At 71.9% G+C, this 19,106-nt stretch carries 16 protein-coding genes; 4 read left to right on the top strand and 12 right to left on the bottom strand.

Translation table 11 applies throughout. The annotated features are described in order from the left end of the window. Positions 1 to 268: 268 nt before the first annotated feature. Positions 269 to 931: an alpha/beta hydrolase gene (locus D0D28_RS32840; protein WP_240323443.1), complete on the bottom strand. Its 663-nt coding sequence runs from the start codon at positions 929 to 931 to the stop codon at positions 269 to 271. Positions 932 to 1,485: 554 nt separating this feature from the next. On the opposite strand from D0D28_RS32840, the gene D0D28_RS32835 reads away from it, so the two are divergent. Beyond that, on the top strand, positions 1,486 to 2,190 hold the full coding sequence (locus D0D28_RS32835; protein WP_116114996.1) for a sugar isomerase domain-containing protein: 705 nt from the start codon (positions 1,486 to 1,488) through the stop codon (positions 2,188 to 2,190). Here D0D28_RS32835 and D0D28_RS32830 read toward each other — a convergent pair. Continuing rightward, on the bottom strand, positions 2,187 to 4,052 hold the full coding sequence (locus tag D0D28_RS32830) for an ABC transporter ATP-binding protein (protein ID WP_116115003.1): 1,866 nt from the start codon (positions 4,050 to 4,052) through the stop codon (positions 2,187 to 2,189). The genes D0D28_RS32835 and D0D28_RS32830 overlap by 4 nt on opposite strands. Before the next feature lie 167 nt (positions 4,053 to 4,219). On the opposite strand from D0D28_RS32830, the gene D0D28_RS32825 reads away from it, so the two are divergent. Continuing rightward, positions 4,220 to 5,521: a glycosyltransferase 87 family protein gene (locus D0D28_RS32825; protein WP_116114994.1), complete on the top strand. Its 1,302-nt coding sequence runs from the start codon at positions 4,220 to 4,222 to the stop codon at positions 5,519 to 5,521. On the opposite strand, the gene D0D28_RS32820 is transcribed toward D0D28_RS32825, so the two are convergent. The 3 genes from D0D28_RS32820 to D0D28_RS32810 form a co-directional block, all read right to left on the bottom strand. Continuing rightward, positions 5,508 to 5,717, bottom strand: coding sequence for a helix-turn-helix domain-containing protein (locus D0D28_RS32820; RefSeq protein WP_017982988.1), 210 nt, complete (start codon positions 5,715 to 5,717; stop codon positions 5,508 to 5,510). The two genes, D0D28_RS32825 and D0D28_RS32820, sit on opposite strands and share 14 nt — an antisense overlap. A gap of 177 nt (positions 5,718 to 5,894) precedes the next feature. Next, positions 5,895 to 7,523 carry an ABC-F family ATP-binding cassette domain-containing protein gene (locus D0D28_RS32815; RefSeq protein WP_094007690.1) on the bottom strand — a complete coding sequence of 543 codons (1,629 nt, stop codon included), beginning with the start codon at positions 7,521 to 7,523 and terminating at the stop codon, positions 5,895 to 5,897. A gap of 502 nt (positions 7,524 to 8,025) precedes the next feature. Then, positions 8,026 to 9,588 (bottom strand): deoxyguanosinetriphosphate triphosphohydrolase family protein, encoded by a 1,563-nt coding sequence (locus tag D0D28_RS32810; protein WP_116114992.1) that lies wholly within the window; start codon positions 9,586 to 9,588, stop codon positions 8,026 to 8,028. 110 nt (positions 9,589 to 9,698) lie between these two features. Between D0D28_RS32810 and D0D28_RS32805 the strand changes: the two genes are divergently transcribed. Together D0D28_RS32805 and D0D28_RS32800 are read left to right on the top strand one after the other, a co-directional pair. After that, positions 9,699 to 11,402 (top strand): GGDEF domain-containing protein, encoded by a 1,704-nt coding sequence (locus D0D28_RS32805; protein ID WP_116114990.1) that lies wholly within the window; start codon positions 9,699 to 9,701, stop codon positions 11,400 to 11,402. Between the two features lie 10 nt (positions 11,403 to 11,412). Further along, positions 11,413 to 11,925, top strand: a complete 513-nt coding sequence (locus D0D28_RS32800) for a hypothetical protein (protein ID WP_240323442.1) — start codon at positions 11,413 to 11,415, stop codon at positions 11,923 to 11,925. Here the strand turns inward: D0D28_RS32800 and D0D28_RS32795 are convergent. Genes D0D28_RS32795 through D0D28_RS32765 form a run of 7 tightly spaced genes read right to left on the bottom strand, consistent with a single transcriptional unit; the run spans position 11,922 to position 18,225 of the window. Beyond that, a complete protein-coding gene (locus D0D28_RS32795; RefSeq protein WP_020421256.1) occupies positions 11,922 to 12,314 on the bottom strand; it encodes a metal-sulfur cluster assembly factor in 393 nt (130 codons plus the stop codon). The two genes, D0D28_RS32800 and D0D28_RS32795, sit on opposite strands and share 4 nt — an antisense overlap. Further along, positions 12,311 to 12,754: a Fe-S cluster assembly sulfur transfer protein SufU gene (gene sufU / locus D0D28_RS32790; protein WP_116114988.1), complete on the bottom strand. Its 444-nt coding sequence runs from the start codon at positions 12,752 to 12,754 to the stop codon at positions 12,311 to 12,313. The genes D0D28_RS32795 and sufU overlap by 4 nt, the downstream gene beginning before the upstream one ends. After that, positions 12,755 to 14,041: a cysteine desulfurase gene (locus tag D0D28_RS32785; RefSeq protein ID WP_116114986.1), complete on the bottom strand. Its 1,287-nt coding sequence runs from the start codon at positions 14,039 to 14,041 to the stop codon at positions 12,755 to 12,757. It lies immediately after the preceding gene. Positions 14,042 to 14,089: 48 nt separating this feature from the next. Further along, the gene (sufC, locus tag D0D28_RS32780; RefSeq protein ID WP_116114984.1) at positions 14,090 to 14,860 is read right to left on the bottom strand and encodes a Fe-S cluster assembly ATPase SufC; all 771 of its coding nucleotides are present in this window, start codon (positions 14,858 to 14,860) and stop codon (positions 14,090 to 14,092) included. 41 nt (positions 14,861 to 14,901) lie between these two features. Further along, positions 14,902 to 16,068 carry a Fe-S cluster assembly protein SufD gene (gene sufD / locus D0D28_RS32775; RefSeq protein WP_116114982.1) on the bottom strand — a complete coding sequence of 389 codons (1,167 nt, stop codon included), beginning with the start codon at positions 16,066 to 16,068 and terminating at the stop codon, positions 14,902 to 14,904. A gap of 1 nt (position 16,069) precedes the next feature. Continuing rightward, positions 16,070 to 17,518: a Fe-S cluster assembly protein SufB gene (gene sufB / locus D0D28_RS32770; protein WP_094008044.1), complete on the bottom strand. Its 1,449-nt coding sequence runs from the start codon at positions 17,516 to 17,518 to the stop codon at positions 16,070 to 16,072. Then, entirely contained in the window at positions 17,515 to 18,225 is a 711-nt protein-coding gene (locus D0D28_RS32765) for a helix-turn-helix transcriptional regulator (protein WP_094008084.1), read from the bottom strand. Before D0D28_RS32765 ends, sufB begins: the two co-directional genes overlap by 4 nt. Positions 18,226 to 19,106: the final 881 nt, after the last annotated feature.

Here is a 19,106-nt window from a genome sequence, read left to right as displayed (position 1 = left end):
GGACGTCACCGCGGGAGGGCCTCGCCCGGGTGGGCGGCGGTCCGGGGCGGCGGGGCGGCGGCTGCCGGTAGGCGCCGTCGCGCCCGGGCAGCGGCATCATCTGCGCGGGCTGGTGCTGTCGCGGGCCGCGCGGCGGTACGCGCGGTGGGTAGCCGCCCTGGTTCGTCACGCCATCACCGTTCCCCGATCGACCGGCCCTAGGACGCACCTAGTGAACCGCAAACCTCTCGATCAAGGACGTCCAGCACCCCGAAAGGGTTGCTCACCTCTACACGGGCAGGCGAAGCCGCTGGTCGGGACGCACCGTCCAGGCGGTGAGCGGCGCCACACCCGCCGCGTCCAGGGCGAACTCGCGTGCCAGCCGGTTCCACACCCCGGGCCGGTGCAGCATGGCGTGCCCCTCGGACATGACCTCGATGCGCACCACCCGCTCGGCGACCGCCTGGGCGCGCTCGGCGTAGGCGAAGGACTCGGCGGGCCGGGTGATGCGGTCGCGCGTGCCGTGGGCGATCACCACCGTCTTGCCGGTCACCGGTTCGACCGGCTCGCCGAGCGGCGTCCACGGGGCCAGCGCCAGCACCGACCGGACCTGCGGATCGGCGGCCACCCGCAGCGCGACCCGGCCGCCCATCGAGTGCCCGGCGAGGAACACCGGCACGCCCGGCCGCTCGGCGCGGATCCGCTCCAGAGCCCACCGCGCGTCGGCGACCGGGTGCAGGTCGGGGTCGTTCCAGCCGCGGACCCGGTTGCGCATCAGCCGAACCTCGACACCGTGCGGCGCGCCGGCGCGCAGGATCTGCCGCGCCAGGGGCACCATCCGCAGGTAGGCCAGGCCCCAGGGGCGGACCACGTTGAGGCCGTTCTCGGCGCCGCCGTGCAGGACCAGCACCACCGCCCGCACCGGTCCGCGGGCGCGCCAGGTCCTCAGCACGGGATCACTCGTCACACACCGGCCAACACCACGGACGGCGGGAATCTTCCACCGGCCACCCGGACGAGGTGATTCGGTGCCGGGGTCCGCCAAACCGGGCGAAGTCCCGCGGAGCGGGACCGTTGCGGGTGCGGCAGCCCGGACGGCGGGAACCGTCCATCCACCACCCGGGCGGAGGTGGCTCGCTCCCAGGGGCGGTTCCCTCAGCGGCGGAGCCACTCGCATCGGGGCCGTCAACCAGCACCACCACGGGCGAAGTCCCGCGGAGCGGGACCGTTGCGGTGGCAGTGGGAACCTTCCACCCACCACCCGGCGGGGTGGTTCAGTGCCCAGGGGCCGTCCCCTCAGCGGCAAAGCCGCGCAGAACCCGACCGCCGTGGCTGGCAGCAGGCCGGACAGCCAGAGCCGTCCACCAACCACCCAGACGGCGTGGTTCAGCGCCCAGGGGCCCTCTCCTCAGCGGCAAAGCCCCGCGGAGCGCGACCGTTGCCGGTGGCGGCGGGAACCGTCCGCCGACCACCTGGCGGGGTGGTTCGTTGCCTAGGGTCGGGCGCATGATCCACGATCTGGTCGCCGGGGCCCTCGCGCGGGCCGGCGAACGCAACTCCGGCGCGATCCGGCGGGCGGCGGGCCTCGTGCTGGCCGCGGTGCGGGCGGACGCGCGCGTCTTCACCGGTGGCGCCGGGCATTCGCTGGCGTCGGTCGCCGAGACCTTCTACCGCGCGGGCGGCCTGGCCTGCGTGTACCCGCTCTACCACCCGGACCTGCTGCCGCTGCACGGCGCCGCCACCAGCACGGCCGCCGAGCGGCGGTCCGGTCTGGCCGCCGAGGTCCTGGCCGAACGCGCACCCGGTCCGGACGACGTGGTGTTCGTCTTCTCCAACTCCGGTGTCAACCCCTACCCGGTGGAGCTGGCCGAAGCCGCGGGAGCGCCGGTGGTGGCCGTGACGTCCCGGGCCTCGGTCGAGGCGGCGCCGCGCCGCGCGCACAGCACTCTGCTGGAGCAGGCCGACGTCGTGCTCGACACCGGCGTCCGGCCGGGCGACGCCGCCTTCCCCGAGGACGATCCGCGCACGGTGGCGCTGTCCTCGTTGCTCAACGTCTACCTGTGGAACGAGGTGCTGGCGCACGTCGTCACCACCGCCGCGCAGGAGGGCGTCGAGGTGCCGCTGTGGCGCAGCTCGAACGTCGAGGGCGGCGACGCGGCCAACGTCGCGCTGCTGGACCACTACCGCCCCCGCGTCCCGGCGCTGCGCTAAGCGGCGGCGGGCTCCTCGGCGAACTGGGTGTGGTAGAGGCCGGCGTAGCGGCCGTTCGCGGCGAGCAGCTCCTCGTGCGTGCCGCGTTCGACGATGCGCCCGGCCTCGACCACCAGGATCTGGTCGGCCGCCCGCACGGTGGACAGCCGGTGCGCGATGACCAGTGCGGTCCGCCCCTCCAGCGCGTGCGACAGTGCTTCGCTGACCGCCGCCTCCGACTCGGAGTCCAGGTGCGCGGTCGCCTCGTCCAGCACGATCACCCGCGGCTGGGCCAGCAGCAGCCGCGCGATCGTCAGGCGCTGCCGTTCCCCGCCGGAGAGCCGGTAGCCGCGCTCCCCCACCACCGTGTCCAGCCCGTCGGGCAGGCTGCGCACCAGCCCGGCCAGCTGCGCGCGGTCCAGCGCGTCCCAGATCTCCTCCTCGGTCACCCCGGGCCGCGCGTACTCCAGGTTGGCGCGGATCGTGTCGTGGAACAGGTGCCCGTCCTGGGTCACCACGCCGACGGTGTCGCGGATCGAGGCGAAGCCCAGGTCACGCACGTCCACATCGGACAAGCGGATGGCGCCGGAGTCGACGTCGTAGAGGCGCGGCAGCAGCGACGCGATCGTCGACTTGCCCGCCCCGGACGACCCGACCAGGGCGACCATCTGCCCGGCCTCGGCGCGGAAGCTGATCCCGTGCAGCACCTCCTCGCCGCCCCGGGTGTCCAGTGTGGACACCTCCTCCAGCGAGGCCAGGGAGTACTTGTCGGCGGCCGGGTAGGCGAAGCGCACGTCGTCGAACTCGACCGACACGCCACCCTTCGGCACCGTCCGGGCGTCCGGCTTCTCGGTGATCATCGGGTCGAGGTCGAGCACCTCGAAGACCCGCTCGAACGACACCAGCGCGGTCATCACGTCCACCCGGACGTTGGCCAGCGCGGTCAGCGGGCTGTAGAGCCTGGTCAGCAGAAGCGCGAGCGCGACGACGGTGCCCGGGGCGAGCTGCCCGCGGATCGCCAGCCAGCCACCCAGGCCGTAGACCAGGGCCTGCGCGAGCGCCGACACCAGGGTCAGGCTGGTCATGAACCAGCGGGTGAGCATCGCGGTGCGCACCCCGATGTCCCGCACCCGCCCGGCGCGGGCGCCGAAGTCCTCGGCCTCCCGCCGCGGCCGCCCGAACAGCTTGACCAGCGTCGCGCCGGGCGCGGAGAACCGCTCGGTCATCTGCGTGGTCATCCCCGCGTTGAGCTGGGCGGACTCGCGCTGCAGGTCGGCCATCCGGCGGCCGATGCGCTGCGCCGGGAGCACGAACACCGGCAGCAGCACCAGCGCCAGCAGCGTCACCTGCCAGGACAACGTCACCATCACCGCGAGCGAGAGGACCAGCTGGATCACGTTGGTGACCAGGCCGGACAGGGTCGCGGTGAAGGTCCGCTGCGCGCCGATCACGTCATTGTTCAGACGGCTGACCAGCGCGCCGGTGCGCGTGCGGGTGAAGAACGCGATCGGCATCCGCTGCACGTGCTCGAACACCGCGCGGCGCAGGTCGTAGATCAGCCCCTCACCGATGCGGGCCGACAACCAGCGCTCGACCAGGCCGAACCCGGCGTCGGCGACCGCCAGCCCGGCCACGATCACCGCCAGCAGCACGACGAGCCCGGAGTCCTTGCCGCCGACGATCGTGTCCACGACCTTGCCGGCCAGCACCGGCGTGCTGACCGCGACCACCGCCGACACCACGGTCAGCGCCAGGAAGACCAGCAGGCTGCGCCAGTACGGCCGGGCGAAGCGCGCCACCCGGCGGATCGTGCCGGGCGCGAGGCCCTTCGGCGCGTCCGCGGCGCGCATCGCCGAACTCATCAACGACCAGGTGTTGTCCACGCCGCCCACCCTAAAACTTCGACAATGCTTGAGGTCTACCCCGGAGACCTCCAGGCCAACGCGGCCGGACACCAAAAGCTTCCCGGAGGTCGCCGCCGATTCCGCCCTCGGTAACCTTTGCCCATGGGGAGGGACGAAACCGGTGCCGGATCACCCGGCGGCCCGCGATGACCACTGAGCACACCGCGGTGCGTCCGCCGGCTCCCGCACTCGACCGGTGGCGCGCGCTGCTCGCCACCCACCCGCTGACCGTCGACCTGGTCTTCTACCTCGGCTGCACCGTCTACGCGATCGCGCTGGCGATCACAGGCGAGTTCTACGGCTTCCGCATCTGGGGATCGTGCGCGGCGTTCGGCTACGCCTTCGCCGCCGCCCACACCGGCTGGCTGATGGCCACGCGCCGCCGGGCCGGGCTGCTGCGCTCCCGCTGGGTGGGCCTGGCCGGCATCGGCGTGCTGTCGATGCTGCTGCCCCTGACCGTCCTGGTGATCCGGCGGCTGACCGGCACGGACTGGCTGTACACGCCGTTCTCCTGGAGCGCGCAGCCCGAGGTGTGGGTGATCGAGCGGTCGGCGAGCCTGCTGCTGGACAACGGCACGCCGTACGTGGACGTCGAGGCGCTCACCCGGGCGCCTGAGGTCAACGACTACACCCCCTACGGCCCGGTGATGGCCGTGTTCGGGCTGCCGCGCGCCCTGTTCGGCGGGAGCCCGGTCGCCGACGCCCTCACCGACGCGCGGCTGGTGTTCGCCCTGACCGCGTGCGTGTGCGCGTGGCTGACGATCCGGCTGTCGCGCACCCCGCGGGTTCCGGTGCGCGCCGCGCAGTTCGCCATGGCCTGCCCGCTCACCGCGCTGACCTGGGCGGTCGCCGGGCCGGACCTGGCGATCGTCGGTCTCATGCTGGTCGCGGCCGCGCTCGCGGCCCGGGACCGCCCGGTGGCGAGCGCGATCGTGCTCGCGCTGGTGATCAGCGCGAAGCTCATCGTGGCACCGGCCGCCGTGGTGCTGGCCGTGCTCGTCTTCGCCCGCCTGGGCGGCAGGGCCCTGGCGCGCTTCCTCGCCACGACGGTGCTCGCGTGCGCGGTGCTCAACGTCCCCGTGTTCCTGGTGAACCCGCGGGCGTTCGTCGAGCACGTGATCCGGTTCCCGGCCGGCCTGGGCCAGGTGACGTCACCGGCGGCGAGCCCGTTGCCGGGCTACCTCATCGCCAGTACCGGACCGGCCGGGAAGGTGGCCGCGTTCGTCCTGCTCGCCGGCGCCGCTGCCGCGATCCTCGTCTGGTTGCTGCGGCGTCCGCCCGTGGCCGGATCGGACGCGTTGTGGCGCATCGCCGTGGGCCTGGGGGCCTTCACCCTCCTGACGCCCGCGACGCGCTTCGGATACCTGGTGTACCCGTGCGTGCTCCTCGGTGCGATGTTGTGCTTCCGCCGTGCCGAGGCCGGGGACCCCCGGCCTACTTCTTCTTAGCGCGCGTCGCCCCGCCGCGCCCGCGCAACTGCACACCGGATTCGGAAAGCACGCGGTGCACAAAACCGTACGAGCGTCCGGTCGACTCGGCCAGGGCCCGAATACTCGCACCCTTCTCATATTTCTTCTTCAGGTCAGCGGCAAGCTTGTCGCGCGTACTGCCGGTGATCCGCGCGCCCTTCTTCAGGTCAGCCACGTCGTTCCGCCTTCCACCAGATCGCGTTGGCAGGCCACGGTGGGCCTCGTCACGCAATGATCGAACACGAACCGCGAATTTGCCAGACGAGCGGCGAAAAACCTGCCCAATGGCGGAAAAATTGCGCCATTCCAGGTGGTTGCCTAGTCCAACTAAGCAATCAGCCCTTTGTTTACGTCACGCCAACTGGACGAGTTCCAAGTAATCATCCGACCAGTGATCCTCCGTGCCGTCGGGCAACAGGATCACCCGCTCGGGTTCGAGGGCCTCGACGGCGCCCGGGTCGTGGGTCACCAGGACGACGGCGCCGGTGTAGCTGCGCAAGGCGTTGAGCACCTGCTCGCGGCTGGCCGGGTCCAGGTTGTTGGTCGGCTCGTCGAGCAGCAGGACGTTGGCGGCGCTGGACACCAGGCCCGCGAGCGCGAGCCGGGTCTTCTCGCCGCCGGAGAGGGTGCCGGCCGGCTGGTCCAGCTGCTCGCCGGTGAACAGGAACGAGCCCAGCAGGTTCCGCAGCTCCTGCGCGCCGGTGTCCGGGGCGAGGTGGCGGATGTTCTCCCACACGCTGGCGTCGTGGTCGAGCGTCTCGTGTTCCTGCGCGTAGTAGCCCAGGCGCAGGCCGTGGCCGGGCTCGACGCGTCCGGTGTCCGGCTTTTCCATGCCGCCCAGCAGGCGCAGCAGGGTGGTCTTGCCTGCACCGTTGAGGCCGAGCACGACGACCTTGGTGCCGCGGTCGATCGCGAGGTCGACGCCGGTGAAGATCTCCAGCGAGCCGTACGATTTGGACAGTCCCTCGGCGGTGAGCGGGGTGCGCCCGCACGGGGCCGGGGCCGGGAACTTGATGTGCGCGACCTTGTCGGCCTGGCGCTGCTCGTCGAGCCCGGCGAGCATCTGCTCGGCGCGGCGGGCCATGTTCTTCGCCGCGACGGCCTTGGTGGCCTTCGCGCCGAGCTTCGCGGCCTGGGCCTGCAGGGCGGAGGCCTTCTTCTCGGCGTTGGCCCGCTCGCGGCGGCGGCGCTTCTCGTCGGTGGCGCGCGCCTCGAGGTAGCGGTTCCAGGTCATGTTGTAGGTGTCCAGCTCGGCGCGGGTGGCGTCGAGGAACCAGACCTTGTTCACGACCTCGGCCAGCAGGTCGACGTCGTGGCTGATCACCACGAGGCCGCCCTCGTGGCCCTTGAGGAAGCCGCGCAGCCAGTTGATCGAGTCGGCGTCGAGGTGGTTGGTGGGCTCGTCGAGCAGCAGGATCGTGTCCGAGCGGCCGGAGGCGCCCACGTCGGAGGCGGCGAACAGGATGCGGGCCAGCTCGACGCGGCGGCGCTGGCCACCGGAGAGGGTGCGCAGCGGCTGGGTGAGGACGCGGTCGGCGAGGCCGAGGTTGGCGCAGATGCGGGCGGCCTCGCTCTCCGCGGCGTACCCGCCGAGGGAGGCGAAGCGCTCCTCGAGGCGACCGTAGCGGCGGATCGCCTTGTCCCGCTCGGCGTCGTCGACCAGCTCGGACATGGCGGTCTGGGCCTTCTCCATGTCGCGCAGGAGGGTGTCGAGGCCGCGGGCGGACAGGACGCGGTCCTTGGCGGGGACGGACAGGTCACCCTCGCGGGGGTCCTGGGGCAGGTAGCCGAGCTCGCTGCCGCGGCGGACCTCGCCCGCGTAGGGCTCACCCTCGCCGGCGAGGACCTTCAGGGTGGTCGTCTTGCCGGCGCCGTTGCGCCCCACCAGGCCGATGCGATCGCCCGGCTGGATGCGCAGGGTGGTGTCGGAGAGCAGAATGCGCGACCCGGCGCGCAGTTCGAGGCCGGTGGCCGTGATCAAGGAAACTCCCGGTTTCGGGGGTGGACAGGTGGCATCGACGGGCCTGCTGCACAGGCGGCCCGGAGCTACTCCAACTGGACGTCCACGAACCCAGTGTACGGACCGCTGTCGAGGGATTTTCCCCACGGTGGCGGGCCTCACCCGCAGCACCAGTGAAGCTGGGTGGTCATCCCGTCGCCTGACACCGCAACGATCACTTTGAGCCAGGCCCGCAACCCAGGCCGCCCACCGCCGCCCGACAACGCAACCTTGCGGGCCTGGCTCAAAGTGATACACCCAAACCGGATGGCGACGGGATGACCACCCAGCGACCACCTGCCCGAGGCGAGCTGACAACGGTCCCCCGTCATCCCGGAGCCTGCCCGTCCGGCGAGGACATCTTTTGATCTTTAGAGCCGCGCCCCCGTCGGCAGGCGAGGAGTCCGCCCTACGGGCGGAGGGCACCTACGGCGCCGAACGGTCCACTCGCGTTGCCGGCCGGCGGTTCGTTGCCGGGTGCCGCTCAGAGCACGAACGAGTCCGACCACGGCTGCCCGGACCGGCCCGACAGCGCCTCCAGCAGGCTGACCGCCTGCTTGTCCGTCAGCGACGACACGAAGTCGATCACCGCGCGGCCCCTCGCCAGGCCCCGGATCGCGTCCGCCCCGGCGACCGGCTCGCCGGTGGCTCCGACCAGCAGCTCGGGCGCGTTCCGGGCCAGCCCCTCGAACTCCGACTGCGCCAGCTCCACCAGGTCGTACAGGCGGCGTGGCAACCGCGACACCTCGTCCCGGTCGGCGAGCCACGCGTCCAGCGCGTCGACCAGCGTCGTCAGCAGCGACGCCTGTCCCCGCTGATGCAGGGCCAGCTCGGGGCGCAGCAGCACGAACCGCCGGTGCACGAACTTCAGCACCTGCACCTCGTGCCACTGGGCGGTCCGCAGCGACACGTGCCCGGCCCGCGTGGACGGCGACGGCAGCACGATCACCCCGTCCACCAGGCGATGCGTCCACCGGGCGGAAAACGCCGCCGTCGCCTGCTCCGCCTCGATCGAGCCGTCGAAGGGCTCGCCCAGCAGGCCGTCGACCAGCTCGGCCCGGATCCGGGACACCGCGTGGGCGAACGCGTCGTCGTCGACGATCCAGGCGTCCTTGGCGTGCATGCGGCGCCGCAGCTGCTCCAGCGACCGCCCGGGGCGGCGGATCTGCGCGGCGAGCGTCGCGTTGTCCAGCCCGGCCAGCTCGACCGCGTGATCGAGCCACTCCCCCAGCTCGGCCGCCACCGGCGCGTGCTGCAGCACCCCGATGCGGTGGAAGTCCTGGATGTCGTGGATCGCGTAGGCGAGGTCGTCGGCGGTGTCCATCACCGACGCCTCGACGGTCTGCTGCCACGGCTCGATCCGCCCGGCGAACGGCCGGCGCGCCGCGACCACGTCGTCCAGCTCGGTGCAGTAGGCGGAGAACTTGCTCGACCCGGTGCCCGGCGCCTCGTCCGGCTCGGCCGCGCCCCGCGGCGGGATGCGCATCGCCGCCGGGTGCGGGTCCGGCCAGTGCAGGCGCGCCCACGGGTACTTCAGCACCGCCGCCCGCACGGCCGCGGTGAGGTCCAGCCCGACGGCGGCCGGCCCGCGGACGTCGGTCGTGGTGATGATCCGGAACGTCTGCGCGTTGCCCTCGAACCCGTCCGGCAGCGAGAACCGGTGCCGCGCGATGCGGTCCAGCACCTGCTCCCCCAGGTGCCCGAACGGCGGGTGCCCGAGGTCGTGGGCCAGCGCGGCGGCCTCGGCGACGTCCGGGTCGAGCCCGCCCAGCTTGCCGATCAGCTCCGCCGAGTCCACCGAGGACAGCAGCCGCTCCGAGATGGCGCGCGCGACCTGCGCGACCTTGAGGCTGTGGGTGAGCCGGTTGTGCAGCAGACCGGACCCGGCCGCGCTGACCACCTGGGTCACGCCGCCGAGCCGGGCGAAGAACGGCGACACCACGATGCGGTCCCGGTCGGCCCGGAAGGGGTTGTCGGCCAGATCGGACCAGGCCGGTTCCCGGGCGTTCTCCCGGCGTATCGTCCGCGGATCGGGTTCCATGCGCATCACCGTATCCGTCCCGCCCCGGCCCGCGTGGGAGTACGCTGCCCGCCCCCGAGGTGAACATCAGTCGACATCTCTTTCACAACAGCCACCTCACCAGCGAAGATCGGTCCGTGCGCCCAGTCCGGTTCGCCTTCCAGCCGCTCTACAGCCTCAACACCGGCGGCATGGTCGCGCTCGAAGCGCTGGCCCGCCCCGCCGAGGGGTCCGTGCACGAACTGCTCGACACCGCCCGCCGCGAACGGCGCCTGGTGGAGACCGACATCGCGCTGGCGTGCGACGCCGTCCGCGCGGAGGCCGACCAGCAGACCCTGCTGCCGCTGCACCTCAACGTCACCGCGGCCACGGCGTCGGCGGCCTCGGTCGATCCGCTGCTCGACGCCCTCGCCCGCGCCGGCAGGCGGCCGCGCGAGGTGGTGCTGGAGGTCGGGCCGCCGTTCTGCTCGGTGTGGCCCGAGCAGCTGCTCGCCGGCCTGTACCGGCTCGGCGAGCTGGGGTTCCGGCTGGCGCTGGACGGTCTCGGCCGCGGCGACCTGCCGTTCGCGATGCTCGCGGCGGCGCCGGTGGACGTGCTCAAACTCGACCGCAGCGTGCTGCGCGGGCTGCCCGGTGACGCCGGCTCGGTCGCGGTCGTCGAATCCCTGCTGCACTTCACGGCCCGGACCGGCGCGCGGCTGGTCGCGACCGGGATCGAGACCGAAGCGCAGCTGGCAGCGGTGCGCCGCCTGGGGGTGCGCATCGCTCAGGGCAACCTGTTCGCCCCCGCCCGGGACGGGGTGAACCTGGGGCACCTGCTGACCCCGGCGATCCCGGACCCGGCGGAGCGCCTCACACCGGGGCCGCTCACCACGCCGCGGGTGCGGGACTTCCTGCGCCCGGCTAGCACCCTGCCGCACGACGCGACCTGCGACGACGTGCGCACCGCGCTGGCGGCGGGCGACGCGCCGAGCGGCATCGTCGGGATCGACGACGAGGGCCGCCCGCGGTGGTCGATCGACCGCACCCGGTTCCTGGTGTCGGTGACCGGCCCGTACGGGCACGCGCTGCACGCCAAGCGCAGCGCGGAGCGGCTGGCGGACACCCCGCACACCATCCACGCCGATGCCGGGGCGCTGGAGCTGCTGGAGCTGGTGACCGACGCGGACTGGGGCCGCACCGGCGACGACGTGGTGGTGGTCGACGACGCGGGCCGCTGCCTGGGTGTGGTGCTGGTGACCGAGGTGGTGCGCGGCGTGGCCGAGGCGAAGGTCGAGGAGGCGGCAGCGCTGAACCCGCTGACCCGGCTGCCCGGCAGCGACACGGTGGCGCGGGACGTGGACCGGCGGATCGGCAGCCGGGAGGCGTTCGTCGCGGCGTGGCTGGACGTCGACTCGTTCAAGGCGGTCAACGACAACGCCGGTTTCGCCGCCGGGGACGACCTGATCCGCGCGATCGGCCGCACCCTGACCGATCTGGCGTCGCGGCTGCCGCGGATGGTGGTGAGCCACGTCGGCGGCGACGACTTCCTGATCGCCTGCGACGTGGACGAGATCGGCACGATCGCGGGCGCGCTGCTGGATACGCCGTGGACGGCGGAGGGCATGCCGGTGACCGTGTCGCTGGCGACGCTGGTCTGCGCCACGGCGACGATCGAGTCCTACCGGGAGGCGTCGCGGCTGCTGGCGCCGCTGAAGAAGCAGGCGAAGGCGGTGCCGGGGTCGAGCTGGGTGCTGGGCCGCCCGGGCTCCGAGCGGGTCGAGGTGCTGCGCGGCCGGTCGCGGCACGCGCTGCCGGAGCAGCGGCCGGCGGGCCAGGTCGGCTTGAGCCGCGCCGGATAGGTCGTTATCCATGCAACCGGAGGCGGCCGCGGTCCGTCTGTCCGGTATGCGGATGTTGCCGGTGGTGGCGCTCGGAATCGCTGTGCTGACGGCCTGTGGCGCGTCGGAGGGTGCCGCGGGCGGTCGCGCGTGCACGATGATCGGCGCGGTGCCGGGGATCAGCCTGGACGTCGAGCCGCGGCCGGGGCGGACGGTCGCCGCGGCGACGGTCACCGTCTGCCGGGACGGCGCCTGCCGGACCGGGGAAACGCCGGTCTTCCCCGCGACCACACCGGGACCGCAGACGTGCACCGGCACCGGCCCGGAGGACTCCTGTTCGGTGGAGCTGCGGGAAACCGGCGGCTGGTACGGCTTCGTCCCGATCCACGATCTACGCGAGGGACCCTACGAAGTCACGGTCGTCCTGACGAACGCGAGCGGCGGCGAAGTGGGCCGCACGACGCAGAACACCGCCGCGCAGCTCGTGTACCCGAACGGGCCCGAGTGCGGCGGCGGTGTTCCGCAGGCGACGGTGGCGGTCTAGACGGTGAAGCCGAGCGCGCGGAGCTGCTCCCGGCCGTCGTCGGTGATCTTTTCCGGGCCCCACGGCGGCATCCAGACCCAGTTGATCCGGAAGTCCTTCACCACGCCGGCCTGGCCGACCAGCACCGAGGCCGTCTGGTCCTCGATCACGTCGGTCAGCGGGCAGGCCGCCGACGTCAGCGTCATGTCGATCGTCGCGGTGTTGTCCGGCTCCACGCGGATGTCGTAGACCAGCCCGAGGTCGACCACGTTGATGCCGAGCTCGGGGTCCACGACGTCCCGCATGGCCTCCTCGATGTCCTCGATCTTGGCCACGTCCGCGGCCGGCGGCTGCGCCTGCTCGGGCAGGTCCTCCGCGGTGCGGCCCTCGCGCGTCTGCTCCTCGGTCACTTCTCGGCTCCGTTCGTGCGGGTCAGCGCATCCTTGAACGCCATCCAGCCCAGCAGGGCGCACTTCACCCGCGCCGGGTACTTCGACACCCCGGCGAAGGCGACCGCGTCCTCCAGCACATCCTCGTCCGGCTCGATCTGGCCGCGACTCTGCATCATCTCCACGAAGGTGTCCATCGTGGACAGTGCCTCCGACACGGTGTGACCGGTCACCAGATCGGTCAGCACCGACGCGGACGCCTGGCTGATCGAGCAGCCCTGCCCCTCGTAGGAGACGTCGGCGACCTTGTCGCCCTCCACCTTCACGCGCAGGGTGATCTCGTCGCCGCAGGTCGGGTTGACCTGGAACGACTCCGCGTCGAAAGGCTCCCGCAGGCCGTGGCCGTGCGGGTTCTTGTAGTGGTCCAGGATGATCTCCTGGTACATGCTCTCCAGGTTCACCTACGCCACCCCGAAGAACTTCTGCGCCTCGCGGATCCCGCCCATCAGCGCGTCCACTTCGGACAGATCGTTGTAGAGGTAGAACGTCGCCCGCACGGTGGCGGGCACCTGGCAGACCCGGTGCAGCGGCCACGCGCAGTGGTGCCCCACGCGCACGGCGATGCCCAGGCTGTCCAGCACCTGGCCGGCGTCGTGCGGGTGCACGCCGTCGACGACGAACGCGACGGTCGCGCCGCGGTCGGCGGAGTCGCCCGGCCCGATCAGCCGGACGCCGGGGATCTCGGCGATCCCGGCCAGCGCGGCCTCGACGAGCACGTGCTCGTGCGCGGCCACCCGGTCCATGCCGATCGCGGTCAGGTAGTCCACCGCGGCGCCGAGCCCGACGGCCTGCGAGGTCATCGGCACTCCGGCCTCGAACTTCTGCGGCGGCGGCGCGAACGTGGTGCGCTCCAGCGTGACCAGCTCGATCATCGACCCGCCGGTGAGGAACGGCGGCATCGCTTCGAGCAGCTCCCGGCGCCCGTAGAGCACGCCGATGCCGGACGGCGCCAGCATCTTGTGCCCGGAGAACACCGCGAAGTCCACGCCCAGGGCGTGGAAGTCGACCGGGAAGTGCGGCACCGACTGGCAGGCGTCCAGCAGCGTCAGCGCGCCCACCTCGCGGGCCCGCCGCACGATCGGCTCCACCGGGTTGATGGTGCCGAGCACGTTGGACTGGTGCGCGAACGCGACGATCTTGGTGCGCTCGTTGACCAGTTCGTCCAGGTTGGACAGGTCCAGCCGGAACGTGTCAGTGAGGTCGAACCACCGCAGCGTCGCGCCGGTGCGCTGGCACAGCTGCTGCCACGGCACCAGGTTCGCGTGGTGCTCCATCGCGGTGATGACGATCTCGTCGCCCGGCCCGATGCGGAACCGCTCGGCCTCCGGGCCCGCAGTGGCCGCGTTGCTCATCGCGTACGCGACGAGGTTGATGCCCTCGGTGGCGTTCTTGGTGAACACCAGCTCGCCCGGGTCCGCGCCGACGAACTCGCCGGTGCGGGCACGGGCGTACTCGTAGGCGTCGGTGGCTTCCTCGGCGAGCTGGTGCGCGCCGCGGTGCACCGCCGCGTTCGAGGTCTCCAGGAACCGGCGCTCGGCGTCCAGCACCTGCGTGGGCCGCTGCGAGGTCGCGCCGGAGTCCAGGTACACCAAGGGTTTCCCGTCGCGCACGGTGCGCGACAGGATGGGGAAGTCGGCGCGCAGGGCAGCGACGTCCAAAGGCGTGTTGGCCGCGGCTGTGGTGGTCATGCGCGCCAACTCCTCTCTCGCGGTGTCAGTTCAGGAGGTACGACAACGTCAGACCGCCGCGGCTTCCTTCTTGCCGGTGTACTTGACGTAGCCGTTCTCCTCCAGCTCGTCCGCCAGCTCCTTGCCGCCGGACTCGACGACCCTGCCGTCGGCGAAGACGTGCACGAAGTCGGGCGTGATGTGGCGCAGGATCCGCGTGTAGTGCGTGATCAGCATGACGCCGACCTCGTTGTTGGCCTTGTACTCGTTGACGCCCTCGGAGACGATCCGCAGCGCGTCGACGTCCAGGCCCGAGTCGGTCTCGTCGAGGATCGCGATCTTCGGCTTGAGCAGCGCCAGCTGCAGGATCTCGTGGCGCTTCTTCTCCCCGCCGGAGAAGCCCTCGTTGACGCTGCGCTCGGCGAACTCGGGCGAGATCTCCAGCTTGGCCATCTCGTCCTTGACTTCCTTGACCCAGTGGCGCAGCTTCGGCGCCTCGCCGCGCACGGCAGTGGCCGCGGTGCGGAGGAAGTTCGACATCGACACGCCCGGGACCTCGACCGGGTACTGCATCGCCAGGAACAGCCCGGCACGCGCGCGCTCGTCAACCGACATCTCCAGCACGTTCTCGCCGTCCAGCAGCACCTCGCCGGAGGTCACCTCGTACTTGGGGTGGCCGGCGATCGCGTAGGACAGGGTCGACTTGCCCGAGCCGTTGGGGCCCATGATCGCGTGCGTCTCACCCGAGCGGATCGTCAGGTCGACGCCCTTGAGGATCTCCTTGGCGCCCTCGTCGGTGGTGACGCTCGCGTGCAGGTCCTTGATTTCCAGTGTGGCCATGGCCTTGTTTCGTCTCTGTCTCTCGTGGTGGAAGGAGGGGCTCAGCTGCCGACGGCTTCGAGTTCGGCCTCGATCGCCTCGGCCAGGCGCTCGCGGACCTCGGGAACGTCGATCTTCATCAGGATCTCGTGGAAGAAGCCGCGGACGACCAGCCGCCGCGCCTGCTCCTGTTCGATCCCGCGCGACTGCAGGTAGAACAACTGCTCGTCGTCGAACCTTCCCGTGGCGCTCGCGTGCCCGGCGCCGGCGATCTCCCCGGTCTCGATCTCCAGGTTCGGCACCGAGTCGGCGCGCGCACCCGTGGTGAGCACCAGGTTGCGGTTGAGCTCGTAGGTCTCGGTGCCCTCGGCCGCGGCCCGGATCAGCACGTCGCCGATCCACACCGCGTGGGCGTCGTCGCCCTGCAGCGCGCCCTTGTACATCACGTTCGACTTGCAGTACGGGACCGCGTGGTCGACGAACAGACGGTGCTCCTGGTGCTGGCCGGCGTCGGCGAAGTACAGGCCCAGCATCTCCACGTCGCCGCCGCGGTCGGCGAACGTCGCGGTGGACGAGACGCGCACCAGGTCGCCACCCAGGGTGACCACGATGTGCTTGACCGTGGCGTCCTTGCCCAGCTTGAGGTGCTGTTCGGAGACGTGCACCGCGTCGTCGGCCCAGTCCTGGACGCTGACCACGGTGAGCTTCGCGCCCTCGCCGACGACGAACTCGACGTTGTCGGCGTAGGTGCCGGAGCCGAGGTGGTCGAGCACGACCACGCCCTCGGCGTAGGCCTCGGCGCGCACCTGCACGTGCCCGTAGGCGGTGTTGCCCTCGCCCGGGCCGGTCAGCCGCAGCACGGTCGGCTTGGACGCGCGGGTCTCCTTGGGCAGGGTCACCAGCGTCGCCGCGGCGAACGAGCTGTACGCCTGCGCCGCGATGCGGTCGCTCGGGACGCCGGCCTGGCCGAGGCGCTCGTCCTCGCGGCCGCCGGTCTCCACGCGCACCTCGGGGGCGGCGTCGACGTCGACCTTGACCTCGCCGGAGGCCGTCGCGGTGCCGTCGTGCAGCCCGCGCAGGCGCTTCATCGGGGTGAAACGCCAGTTCTCCTCGCGGCCGCTGGGGACCTCGAAGGCGGCGACGTCGTACCCGGTGAAGCGCTCCGCGCGGGAGGCCGCCGGAACGACGGCCTCCGCAGCGGCAGCGGTGTTTTCAGCAGCCACCGTCATGTCAGCCGACGGCTCCTTCCATCTGCAGTTCGATCAGGCGGTTCAGCTCGAGCGCGTACTCCATGGGCAGCTCGCGCGCGATGGGCTCGACGAACCCGCGCACGACCATCGCCATGGCCTCGTCCTCGGTGAGACCGCGCGACATCAGGTAGAACAGCTGGTCCTCGGAGACCTTGGACACCGTGGCCTCGTGGCCCATCGACACCTCGTCGTTGCGGATGTCGACGTAGGGGTAGGTGTCCGAGCGGGAGATGGTGTCGACCAGCAGCGCGTCGCACTTCACCGTGGAGGCGGAGTGGTGCGCCCGCTTGGCCACCTTCACCAGGCCGCGGTAGGAGGTGCGGCCGCCGCCGCGCGCCACCGACTTCGACACGATCGTCGAGGAGGTGTGCGGCGCCAGGTGCTCCATCTTCGCGCCGGCGTCCTGGTGCTGGCCCTCGCCCGCGAAGGCGATCGACAGGACCTCGCCCTTGGCGTGCTCACCCATCAGGAAGACCGACGGGTACTTCATGGTCACCTTGGAGCCGATGTTGCCGTCGATCCACTCCATGGTCGCGCCCTCTTCGCACTTGGCGCGCTTGGTGACCAGGTTGTAGACGTTGTTCGACCAGTTCTGGATCGTCGTGTAGCGGCAGCGGCCGCCCTTCTTCACGATGATCTCGACGACGGCCGAGTGCAGCGAGTCGGACTTGTAGATCGGCGCGGTGCAGCCCTCGACGTAGTGCACGTAGGCACCCTCGTCGACGATGATCAGCGTGCGCTCGAACTGGCCCATGTTCTCGGTGTTGATCCGGAAGTAGGCCTGCAGCGGGATGTCCACGTGCACGCCCGGCGGCACGTAGATGAACGACCCGCCGGACCACACCGCGGTGTTCAGCGCGGAGAACTTGTTGTCACCGGCCGGGATGACCGAGCCGAAGTACTCCCGGAACAGCTCCGGGTGCTCCTTGAGGCCGGTGTCGGTGTCCAGGAAGATGACGCCCTGGGCCTCGAGGTCCTCGCGGATCTTGTGGTAGACGACCTCCGACTCGTACTGGGCCGCGACGCCGGCGATCAGGCGCTGCTTCTCCGCCTCCGGGATGCCCAGCTTGTCGTAGGTGTTCTTGATGTCCTCGGGCAGCTCGTCCCAGCTGGTGGCCTGCTGCTCGGTGGAGCGGACGAAGTACTTGATGTTGTCGAAGTCGATGCCCGACAGGTCCGCGCCCCAGTTCGGCATGGGCTTGCGCTCGAAGAGCTTCAGCGCCTTCTGGCGCGCCTCGAGCATCCACTCCGGCTCGTTCTTCTTCGCGGAGATGTCGGCAACGACGTCGGCGTTGAGCCCGCGGCGGGCGCTGGCCCCCGCGGCATCCGGGTCGGCCCACCCGAACGCGTAGTTGCCCAGGGACTCGATGGTCTCTTCCTGGGACAGCGGCGTCGTGGTGGGATTGCGCTGCTCGGCAGCGGCAGTCATTCGCGTTCCCCTCCGTCCGGAGCTTTCGCTTGCAGACCCGGCGGATTTTCCGCAGGGACGTGTGTCGTGCACGCGGCGTCACCGCGTGCGATGGTCGCCAGCCGCTGGACGTGGGTGCCCAGCAGCTTGGCGAACGCCTCGGTCTCCGCCTCGCACAGCTGCGGGAACTCAGCGGCGACGTGGGCGACCGGGCAGTGGTGCTGGCACAGTTGCGCGCCGGCACCGGTGGCCGATGCACCCACCTGGCGGGTGGACGCAGCGTAGCCTTCCCTGGTCAGGGCGGCGGCCAGGGCCTCCGCCCGGTGGGCCGGGCCGTCGGCCGCGTTGACCGCGGCGCGGTGCGGCTCGACCAGGGCGGCCACCCGCCGCTCCGCGAACGCCCGCACCGCGTCCTCGCCCGCGTGCTCGGCGAGGAACCGGATGGCAGCGACCGCGAGGTCGTCGTAGGCGTGCCCGAACCGCGCCCGCCCGGTTTCGGTGAGCAGGAAGAGCTTGGCCGGGCGGCCCCGGCCGCGCGGACCGCGCCGGGGCGCGTCCCGCGTCTCGGCCTCCCCGTCGGCGACCAGGGCGTCCAGGTGACGCCGCACGGCGGCCGGGGTGAGACCCAGCCGCTCGGCGACGACACCCGCCGTCATGGGGCCGTCCTCCAGCAGGAGGCGGGCGACCTCGTGGCGGGTGCGTCCTTCGGGGGTGGCCTGGACCGGCACGGGGTGGTGTGCCGGGGTGGCGTGGCCCGGGGTGGCCTCGGCTGGCGCCGGCTGGTGTGCCGGGGTGGCCTCGGCCGGGGTGGCGTGAGCCAGGCGGCCAGGGGTGGGCTGGACCGCCGTGGCGGCGTGCGCCGTGGCGGCCTGGTCCGGCTGACCGGGGGTGGCCTGAGCGGACGCCACGGCGCCGGGACGGCTCGCGCCGGCCTGGTGCTGGGTGGGTCCGCTGTTTTTCACAACACAAGTGTGTCGTATTTCGGGGCGGGAGGCAAAGATAGGTCAACTGCCGGTGACCGGGCTCACGTATCCGCGCTGGTTGGCGGCAGGTTTGGCGGGGTCGCGGCGGGTCGCTCCGGTGGGCGGCGGCGGGTCGGGCGGCCAGTCGTGGGCGCGCGAGTGGACCGATCGTCGCCGCGCGAGTGGACCAATCGCGCGGCGGTGCGCGAGAGGGCCAGTCATGGCGGCACGAGATGACCATCCGCCACCGCGCGAAGAGACCGACCATGACCGCGACGGGCCTGCCCGCGGCGCACGAGAGGGCCAGCCGCTTCAGCGCCAGAGGGCCACCCGTCACCGCGCGAGAGAGCCAGCCGCCGCCGTGCGAGAGAGCCAGTCATCGCCGCACGAGGGGGCCAGCCGCCGCACGAGAAGGCCAGCCATCCCCGCACGAGAGGGCCAGCCATCGCCCGCGCGAGAAGGCCAGCCGTCGCCGCGCGAGAAGGCCCCTCGCCGCCGGGCGAGAGGCCCAGTCGTCGCCGTGCGAGAAGGCCAGTCGCCGCCGGGCGAGAGGCCCAGTCGTCGCCGTGCGAGAACGCCCCTCGCGGGCCTCCGAAGCTCCCTCGCATCCCCGCGCGTCCACCCGGCAGCCCCCTCCGGCCCACCGC

This window comes from Amycolatopsis ruanii (assembly GCF_003385175.1).
GTDB lineage: Bacteria > Actinomycetota > Actinomycetes > Mycobacteriales > Pseudonocardiaceae > Amycolatopsis_E > Amycolatopsis_E thermalba.
Note: the sequence above shows the minus strand (reverse complement) of the source record. Positions and strands in the feature narration are given on the sequence as shown.

Excerpts from the sequence above, each read along its gene's own strand:
- D0D28_RS32835 (WP_116114996.1), top strand. The coding sequence starts at position 1,486 with ATGATCCACGATCTGGTCGCCGGGGCCCTCGCGCGGGCCGGCGAACGC.
- D0D28_RS32825 (WP_116114994.1), top strand. The coding sequence starts at position 4,220 with ATGACCACTGAGCACACCGCGGTGCGTCCGCCGGCTCCCGCACTCGAC.
- D0D28_RS32810 (WP_116114992.1), bottom strand. The coding sequence starts at position 9,588 with ATGCGCATGGAACCCGATCCGCGGACGATACGCCGGGAGAACGCCCGG.
- D0D28_RS32800 (WP_240323442.1), top strand. The coding sequence starts at position 11,413 with ATGCAACCGGAGGCGGCCGCGGTCCGTCTGTCCGGTATGCGGATGTTG.
- D0D28_RS32785 (WP_116114986.1), bottom strand. The coding sequence starts at position 14,041 with ATGACCACCACAGCCGCGGCCAACACGCCTTTGGACGTCGCTGCCCTG.
- sufC (WP_116114984.1), bottom strand. The coding sequence starts at position 14,860 with ATGGCCACACTGGAAATCAAGGACCTGCACGCGAGCGTCACCACCGAC.
- sufD (WP_116114982.1), bottom strand. The coding sequence starts at position 16,068 with ATGACGGTGGCTGCTGAAAACACCGCTGCCGCTGCGGAGGCCGTCGTT.
- sufB (WP_094008044.1), bottom strand. The coding sequence starts at position 17,518 with ATGACTGCCGCTGCCGAGCAGCGCAATCCCACCACGACGCCGCTGTCC.